Origin of the sequence: Segatella copri (genome assembly GCF_009494835.1) — a bacterium.
Taxonomy (GTDB): domain Bacteria; phylum Bacteroidota; class Bacteroidia; order Bacteroidales; family Bacteroidaceae; genus Prevotella; species Prevotella copri_F.
On record NZ_VZBE01000030.1, the window covers coordinates 1 to 8,406 of the forward strand.

6 protein-coding genes are annotated in these 8,406 nt (G+C 40.6%); 2 read left to right on the top strand and 4 right to left on the bottom strand.

Going from position 1 to position 8,406, the window contains the following annotated elements; genetic code table 11:
• Positions 1-565 (top strand): transposase (locus F7D47_RS05190; protein WP_153085168.1); only part of this gene is annotated, 565 nt, incomplete at its 5' end.
• Positions 566-634: 69 nt separating this feature from the next.
• On the opposite strand, the gene F7D47_RS15090 is transcribed toward F7D47_RS05190, so the two are convergent.
• The 3 genes from F7D47_RS15090 to F7D47_RS05205 form a co-directional block, all read right to left on the bottom strand.
• Complete coding sequence (locus F7D47_RS15090; protein WP_153085169.1) at positions 635-856, bottom strand: AbiH family protein; 222 nt, start codon at positions 854-856, stop codon at positions 635-637.
• Between the two features lie 449 nt (positions 857-1,305).
• Complete coding sequence (locus tag F7D47_RS05200) at positions 1,306-2,568, bottom strand: RNA-guided endonuclease TnpB family protein (RefSeq protein WP_153085170.1); 1,263 nt, start codon at positions 2,566-2,568, stop codon at positions 1,306-1,308.
• Positions 2,569-2,868: 300 nt separating this feature from the next.
• Entirely contained in the window at positions 2,869-4,158 is a 1,290-nt protein-coding gene (locus F7D47_RS05205) for an IS1380 family transposase (protein WP_153085171.1), read from the bottom strand.
• A gap of 272 nt (positions 4,159-4,430) precedes the next feature.
• Here F7D47_RS05205 and tet(Q) point away from each other — a divergent pair, with 272 nt between their 5' ends.
• On the top strand, positions 4,431-6,350 hold the full coding sequence (tet(Q), locus tag F7D47_RS05210; RefSeq protein ID WP_153085172.1) for a tetracycline resistance ribosomal protection protein Tet(Q): 1,920 nt from the start codon (positions 4,431-4,433) through the stop codon (positions 6,348-6,350).
• A 7-nt stretch (positions 6,351-6,357) separates the two neighbouring features.
• Here the strand turns inward: tet(Q) and F7D47_RS05215 are convergent, their stop codons facing one another.
• On the bottom strand, positions 6,358-7,986 hold the full coding sequence (locus F7D47_RS05215; RefSeq protein ID WP_228113383.1) for a transposase: 1,629 nt from the start codon (positions 7,984-7,986) through the stop codon (positions 6,358-6,360).
• Between the last annotated feature and the right edge of the window lie 420 nt (positions 7,987-8,406).

The window sequence follows — 8,406 nt, forward strand, 5'->3', positions numbered from 1 at the left end:
ATGTATTGAGGATGTTACAACTCACTTGATGAAACATTTGTCTCTTCATCCAACTGAAATCAATGGTATTGAATTTGAGCTGAATTCCATCCTTGTTGAGAAATGGAAAGGAAAACCGTATCGTCTTGTCATACAGAGACAAAGGCGAATAGATGGAGACCTTGACATTTGGGAAGGCGAATATACCTACAGATGTATACTGGCTAACGATTACAAGTCGAGTGCAAGAGACATCGTGGAATTCTACAATCTTCGTGGTGGCAAGGAACGCATCTTCGATGACATGAACAATGGCTTTGGCTGGAATCGATTGCCAAAATCGTTCATGGCACAGAATACTGTATTCCTGCTTATGACAGCTCTCATCAGAAACTTCTACAAAGCTATTATGCAGAGATTGAAAACCCATGAATTTGGATTGCGTGCCACCAGCAGAATCAAGACCTTTGTTTTCAAGTTCATCTCTGTTCCTGCGAAATGGATTAAGACATCACGTAGGCATGTATTGAACATTTACTCAGACAACAATGCTTATGCTAACCTGTTCAAGACAGACTTTGGTTAAAGGCCATGCTTTTCTGGTTAAACCGGCGTATTACCTCAAGTCGCTTTATGGGGTAAGGGAATTTTGTGTTTACGACGTTTCTGTTATGCCCAAGGAATATGTACAATAAAAGAATTTTTGTCGTTTTACAAGTAAATTCCCACGAAACCCTATAGGTTGCGGATTTGAGGTATCCCAAAAACCTTTATTCTTTACCAGCTTCTCATAAAATTCCTTATAACTGGTATGTTTACCCATACTTAAATCAAACCCATTTCCTATGATGAGCGTTGTATTTATTGTCTTATCCATAATTAACTATCAATTATTTTTTTACTAATTCCATCTGCATATTCTGAATCTTAGAGGATATACAAGATATGTAGAGAAGAACAAATACGTAATATACATTTTGCCTAATGAAAAATTCTGAAAGTAAAGCCATCAGACGTCAGCCGAATGGATAGCGACTGCATGTTGTATTTAGTCACTAATTCAGACTGCATGTTCATCTCAAAATCAAATCAATATGGCAAATTATCGTTGTACTTACCCACTATTCATAATGCATGTTCATCTGACGCGTATAAGAATAAGATACGTCAGAGGTTGTACTTACCCACTATTCATAATGCATGTTCATCCTGGTAGCCAAACCTGCGATACCAAGTCGTTGTACTTACCCACTATTCATAATGCATGTTCATCCTCAGATAAATATTATTCTGTATAACAGGCATTTGCTCAATGTTAGAGCTCTCTTATTTCTGCTTCTCTACATCTGAAACGTCACTGCTTTTGGCATTTCTTCGTTTCTGCTTACGATGCTCCACAGACTTTACTTCGGGGGTACACCTCCCTAGGGAACTATTGCTAATTCCAAAATTTTTAATATTAATAGCAGCATTCACATCCCTATCCAACTTTGCACGACATGAAGGACACACCCATGAACGCTGACTTAACTGTAAACCTTTAAATATTTTTCCACAACAGTGGCAAGTCTTCGAAGAAGGAAAATAACGTTCAATTTTGATGAAGTTGATTCCTTTCGACTTACATTTCTGCTGCAGCTTGATACGCAACATGCCCATAGCTGCATCAACTATAAGCTTATTGCGAGAACGTTTTTGCTTATTATGCTTACCATGTTTCTTGTCCTGCAACATACCATCCTTGATTGAAAGATTTTCCACACAGATAGTTTCATAACCTTTCTTAATAATATCTGCTACGACATTATTAATAAGATCATTACGTTGATTGCGAATACGATTCTGAGCACGAGCAACCTTTACTCGTGCCTTTTCCCAGTTTTTTCCGCCTTTAGTCCTTCGAGACAAAATACGCTGCAGATGAGCCAGATGACGTTCCGACTTTCTAAACTTATCACTAGCAGGGAACTTTTGACCATCTGATAATATTGCTAGGTTCTTAACACCTGCATCAATACCAACAGCGGTTTCCGGTTTTATTGCAGGTGGTTCCGGATAAGAACCTTCTGTCTCTACAATAATACTAACATAGTATTCACCAGCGGGATTACGACTAATGGTACAAGTCTTGATTTTCCCCTCAATCTTTCTACTAAATATACATTTGATACCTTCTTTCATTTTAGGCAAATATAATTTGCTTTTATCATAAGAGAAAGATACGTCCTGATAAGTTTGATAAGATTGATTCCTGTCATACTTTGCCTTAAATCGAGGGAAACCGCTTTGATGCTTAAAAAAGTTCTGATAGGCAGTATCCATACAACGGAGTGAAAATATCAAGGCCTTTGCATCGACTTCTTTTAACCAAGATGTTGCAGCATCTTTTTTCATAGCAGGAAGTTGAGACTGAATATCAGTTAAAGAAAGAGACTTCTTCTCCTCCTCCCATGCCTTTTTCCGCATGGCGAGCCCCCAATTATATACCCAACGACAGCAGCCGAAAGTCTTGGCTATCAACTCTCGCTGTTCCTTATTGGGATACAATCGGAACCTACAACTATTATCATGTCTCACTTCCTTAGTCATATTGCCAACAAAGATAGGCTATTTTATTGAAATAGACAAATATTTTAAAAGAAAATTTTAAATCAGCAACCAGTAACGAACATATATTCAACAATATTATGATTTAATATTTTGACTCTGACTTAATATTTCCTCAAATCCGCAAGCAATCTCAATCGCAATCTCAATCGCAGTAAAGAGCTTGAACACTATGCATCATGATAGTATGAGCGTGAATTTTGTCCGATTTTTGCACACCTTCCCCTTCCCCCACAATGCGACTTGAGGTAATACGCAGATTAAAACCATAAGGAACGGATTTTATCCGAATCCAGTTTTGAAGGGTTTTGCATAAGCGCGGTTCTCTGTGTAGATATTCAGCACGTATTGCCTTGCTGTCATGATCCACTTGGCAGGTACGGAGATGAATCTGAAGACAAAAGCCTTTATGCGACTCGTTTTCTTGAGCCCAAAAGCCTTGGTGTCAAGCCTGCTCATAATGGTCTTGTAGAAATTGTGTATCAATGCAGTAAGCAGAAGAAAGACAGTATTCTCCGCCATGAACGACTTGGGGAGCCTGCTCCAACCGAATCCGTTGTTCATGTCGTCAAAGATACGTTCCTTGCCGCCACGCAGATTGTAGAATTCAACAATGTCCCTTGTCGATGACTTGTAATCGTTGGTCAGAATACAACGGTAAGTGTATTCGCCTTCCCACAGGTCAAGGTCGCCACTGTTGCGTCTTTTTCTCTGGATGACAAGACGATAGCACTTGTCTTCCCATTTCTCAACGAGAATGGAATTGAGTTCGAACTGGATGCCGTTAATCTCCTCCGTCTTCCATCCTCTCAGAGCAAAGATGTCATTGTAGAGCGAACTGCATCGGTTGGCACGGATGTAGAAAAGTTTGCAATGCTTCTCTATCTCACTGACGATTTCCTTCGAGCAGGAACCGCAGTCTGCCCTGAAGCGATTTACACGGATGTTCTGGGATTCCAGAAGAGCGAAGAATCTCTTATGAGTGTCTGCCTGATGAAAACGCACATTCGTGTTGCCATCGCTGTTCTCGATATAGACTATCTTGTCACCGATAACATATACGCCAGGCCTGTAGCCGAGGAACTTTTTGTAGGTCGGTTTTGCATCATACTTCTCCGTTTCAAGAAACTGATGGTCAAAGTCAACATCGTATTCCTCAATTTCCTTCAACTCGCCTGTAGAAACCAAAGCGTTTATAAGCAATGTGTTGAGTTTGTCTGCAGTATTGAAATCATAGGTCTTGCCTTGGTCGGAAGTATAGGAGATGTTTTCCTGTGTCAGTTCCTTGATGGCTCTGAGGATGGTATCAGAGCTGCATGTGCGCAAGGTCGGATGATACGAGAGATGGCGCATCAGTTGTGACGTTACATCTTCCACGCATGAGCCGCCACAGAAATAATCGCTCATCAGCGAACGGACTATCTCGCTGAACTGATATCCGATGATACTGCTGCATCTCTGACCAAGTGTCTGGTCGATAATAGGTGAAAGCATGGAGTCAAATTGCTCCATGATTGAAAAAAATCCTCCAAAAGGTGTGAGTTTCTCAGATTTTATTTGTACCTTTGCCATGTCTTGTTACGATTTACGCTTGTTTTCTAATTGCAACACTAAGATAAGTGAAAAATCTGACACGGCAAAATCCTAGGCAACTTATTGTTGCTCAGGAACTTATAAATAAAGTTAAATCAAAGTGTTGCGGAATTAAGGTAATCGTTATGCGGCAGTAATAATATACATATTAATACGAGTTAGTAATCCTGTAGTTCTCACATGCTACGAGGAGGTATTAAAAGGTGCGTTTCGACAATGCATCTATTGTAGTATATAATTGCTTAATCCAAATGAATATTATAAATTTAGGAATTCTTGCTCACATTGATGCAGGAAAAACTTCCGTAACCGAGAATCTGCTGTTTGCCAGTGGAGCAACGGAAAAGTGCGGCCGTGTGGATAATGGTGACACCATAACAGACTCTATGGATATAGAGAAACGTAGAGGAATTACTGTTCGGGCTTCTACGACATCTATTATCTGGAATGGAGTGAAATGCAATATCATTGACACTCCGGGACACATGGATTTTATTGCGGAAGTGGAGCGGACATTCAAAATGCTTGATGGAGCAGTCCTCATCTTATCCGCAAAGGAAGGCATACAAGCGCAGACAAAGTTGCTGTTCAGTACTTTACAAAAGCTGCAAATCCCGACAATTATATTTATCAATAAAATTGACCGTGACGGTGTGAATTTAGAGCGTTTGTATCTGGATATAAAAACAAATCTGTCTCAAGATGTCCTGTTTATGCAAACTGTTGTCGATGGATTGGTTTATCCGATTTGCTCCCAAACATATATAAAGGAAGAATACAAAGAATTTGTATGCAACCATGACGACAATATATTAGAACGATATTTGGCGGATAGCGAAATTTCACCGGCTGATTATTGGAATACGATAATCGATCTTGTGGCAAAAGCCAAAGTCTATCCGGTACTACATGGATCAGCAATGTTCAATATCGGTATCAATGAGTTGTTGGACGCCATTTCTTCTTTTATACTTCCTCCGGCATCAGTCTCAAACAGACTTTCAGCTTATCTCTATAAGATAGAGCATGACCCCAAAGGGCATAAAAGAAGTTTTCTTAAAATAATTGACGGAAGTCTGAGACTTCGAGACGTTGTAAGAATCAACGATTCGGAAAAATTCATCAAGATTAAAAATCTAAAGACTATTTATCAGGGCAGAGAGATAAATGTTGATGAAGTGGGTGCCAATGATATCGCGATTGTAGAAGATATAGAAGATTTTCGAATCGGAGATTATTTAGGTGCTAAACCTTGTTTGATTCAAGGATTATCTCATCAGCATCCCGCTCTCAAATCCTCCGTCCGGCCAAATAAGCCCGAAGAGAGAAGCAAGGTGATATCCGCTCTGAATACATTGTGGATTGAAGACCCGTCTTTGTCCTTTTCCATAAACTCATATAGTGATGAATTGGAAATCTCGTTATATGGTTTGACACAAAAGGAAATCATACAGACATTGCTGGAAGAACGATTTTCCGTAAAGGTCCATTTTGATGAGATCAAGACTATCTACAAAGAACGACCTGTAAAAAAGGTCAATAAGATTATTCAGATCGAAGTGCCACCCAACCCTTACTGGGCCACAATAGGGCTGACGCTTGAACCCTTGCCGTTAGGGACAGGGTTGCAAATCGAAAGTGACATCTCCTATGGTTATCTGAACCATTCTTTTCAAAATGCCGTTTTTGAAGGGATTCGTATGTCTTGCCAATCTGGTTTACATGGATGGGAAGTGACTGATCTGAAAGTAACTTTTACTCAAGCCGAGTATTATAGCCCGGTAAGTACACCTGCTGATTTCAGACAGCTGACCCCTTATGTCTTCAGGCTGGCCTTGCAACAGTCAGGTGTGGACATTCTCGAACCGATGCTCTGTTTTGAGTTGCAGATACCCCAAGCGGCAAGTTCCAAAGCTATTACAGATTTGCAAAAAATGATGTCTGAGATTGAAGACATCAGTTGCAATAATGAGTGGTGTCATATTAAAGGGAAAGTTCCATTAAATACAAGTAAAGACTACGCCTCAGAAGTAAGTTCATACACTAAGGGCTTAGGCGTTTTTATGGTCAAGCCATGCGGGTATCAAATAACAAAAGGCGATTATTCTGATAATATCCGCATGAACGAAAAAGATAAACTTTTATTCATGTTCCAAAAATCAATGTCATGAGCCCACTTTAAAAAGGAGCATATTTTGAATCCAGTCTGACCAGTGTGGTCATTCTGAGTGAAACATAGCAATCGGCTCCGCTGGTGAATATCTGTCGAGAAATCGCTTTGAAAGAGCCGAAAGCTTCTCTGATAGGCCCGAAAAGGGCAAATATCGATCTTTGAAATGTTGAAATCTGGAATATTACCATCCTTCGGAGGTTCATCCACATACATCTGCTATATGCATGCATACGATGTTTGAGCAAGCCCCTGTATCGGGTCTTGCCATTACGTGTATGAAAACTGTATTGGAACATGGCTGCTTCAACGTTATTCCGTTTATGCTGCTCCTCCAAAGGAAGGCTTTCTATCTGCTTCCTTAGCTGATAGGCTTTAATGTCTTTGTCTTCAAAGTAACGCCAACCGGTTTTGTTGTTCCATGGGATTCTCCAACGTTTTCTGGAGCCCTGCTTTGTGACGGCTTTGACGGCCTCATAGGTGTTGCCAGTAGCAATCTCCCTGACGGTCAGACCATCCTCGTCATGTGGTATCAGTTCCCATCTACAGCCACCTTGCATCTTACCTGTCTTGAGCTGCATGGCATTGTGATTCTTCGCAAACTCTCGATTGTCTGGACTTTGATAGGCACCATCTGCATACAGGTCTTCAATCGTAGAATCCGTGACACGTTCACTGTTTTCCACAGCCTCCTGAAGGAAATGGCAGTCTGCAAATACTGCAGTTTCAACCTGAACGGAAGTGATGATGTTAGGCTTGCCTTCCTCTACAGTCTCTGTGATGTTGGTCACATAGCCTTGCACCTTCTGGTCGTTCTTGGCACGATAGGTTGCATCAGGATCGTTAGGATTCTGAAGACTGTCTGCCTTTACCTCCTTCTTGTCTCGAAGTACAGCCTTTCCGTCCATTACGACATACTGTTCTTCAAACAGACGCAGAAGAAGATCATGTGCAGGAGAAGTAGCTGGAAAAACTGCCAGCATCTCCATGATGAAATTACCAATTCTGGCAAGATTGTTCTGAAGCGTATCAGAGTCAGAGCGGTAAACTGTCTTGGAGGAATCCTCTTTCAAGTATTCCTTTGCCCGTTCTTCCTGCTCTGGGGAGAGATGGGTAAGCGTGCATGTCTTGAGGAACTTGACCAGAGTTGTATGTATCAGTTCATAGCGAGACTGGCGAGCGATATTGCTACCGATAAGCTTACTGTCCATACGGACGCATTTGCCTGATATCTTGAGAAGGTGTACATGCTTGCCAGCAAGCTGCTCAAAGCAGAGCTGCATCAGGTCAATGCCAGTTCTTTCCTGATATTCGCAGATGCGGCGGCGAAACAGATAATAGGTATCTATTGATGGGGTTACATCAGTCAGAAGTTCCATGCCGAGAGCCTTTCTGGTAAGAAGGTCAAACTCGCACTTCTCAAACAGATCCTCGTCGCTGCAACCGAATCCCTCCTTCAAGACAGACATAGCCACGAGTATGCGGATGGAAGCATTTGGGCGGCCGCTCTTCTTGCCTTCTGGAAACAATGGCTTGAATATCTCCTCATCAATCTTGGTTGTCACGAGGCTATAGAACTGGTTATGCCATGCGTTGGGGTCAGAATATTTCTTTGAAGCACGAATTCCTAACAGCATTGAGGGAGCCGTGAATATATCTAACTGAGGATTCGGATCTGTCTTTTTAAACATAGTCATTCTTTTAATTGATGGTGTAAAGATACGAAAAATATTCCAAATAACAGCATAAAGCAGAGATTATTTTCGTGAAATATAAACATTTTAAACAGGCCTTACTTTTTAAAGTGGGCTCAATAGTTATTCAAGTCTTAAAAAACTCCAAAATTGACGAAGAACTACAAGATTTCGGGAGAAAGTTTTGAAAAAAGTTATTTTGGCAAGGGTTATGATGGACTGGTGATTGCTATTATAACCAGGGCTTAGAATGCCTAAAAGGTTATTCAGTATTCAGTATTCAGTTTTTTTCGCGATAGTTACCTTTTTCATGGTTATAAATTGTAAGTAATTATTTTATATTATATATATATTTAATAGGCA

Coding starts and splice junctions, on each gene's coding strand:
- F7D47_RS15090 (WP_153085169.1), bottom strand. CDS start 856: ATGGATAAGACAATAAATACAACGCTCATCATAGGAAATGGGTTTGAT.
- F7D47_RS05200 (WP_153085170.1), bottom strand. CDS start 2,568: ATGACTAAGGAAGTGAGACATGATAATAGTTGTAGGTTCCGATTGTAT.
- F7D47_RS05205 (WP_153085171.1), bottom strand. CDS start 4,158: ATGGCAAAGGTACAAATAAAATCTGAGAAACTCACACCTTTTGGAGGA.
- F7D47_RS05215 (WP_228113383.1), bottom strand. CDS start 7,986: ATGCTGTTAGGAATTCGTGCTTCAAAGAAATATTCTGACCCCAACGCA.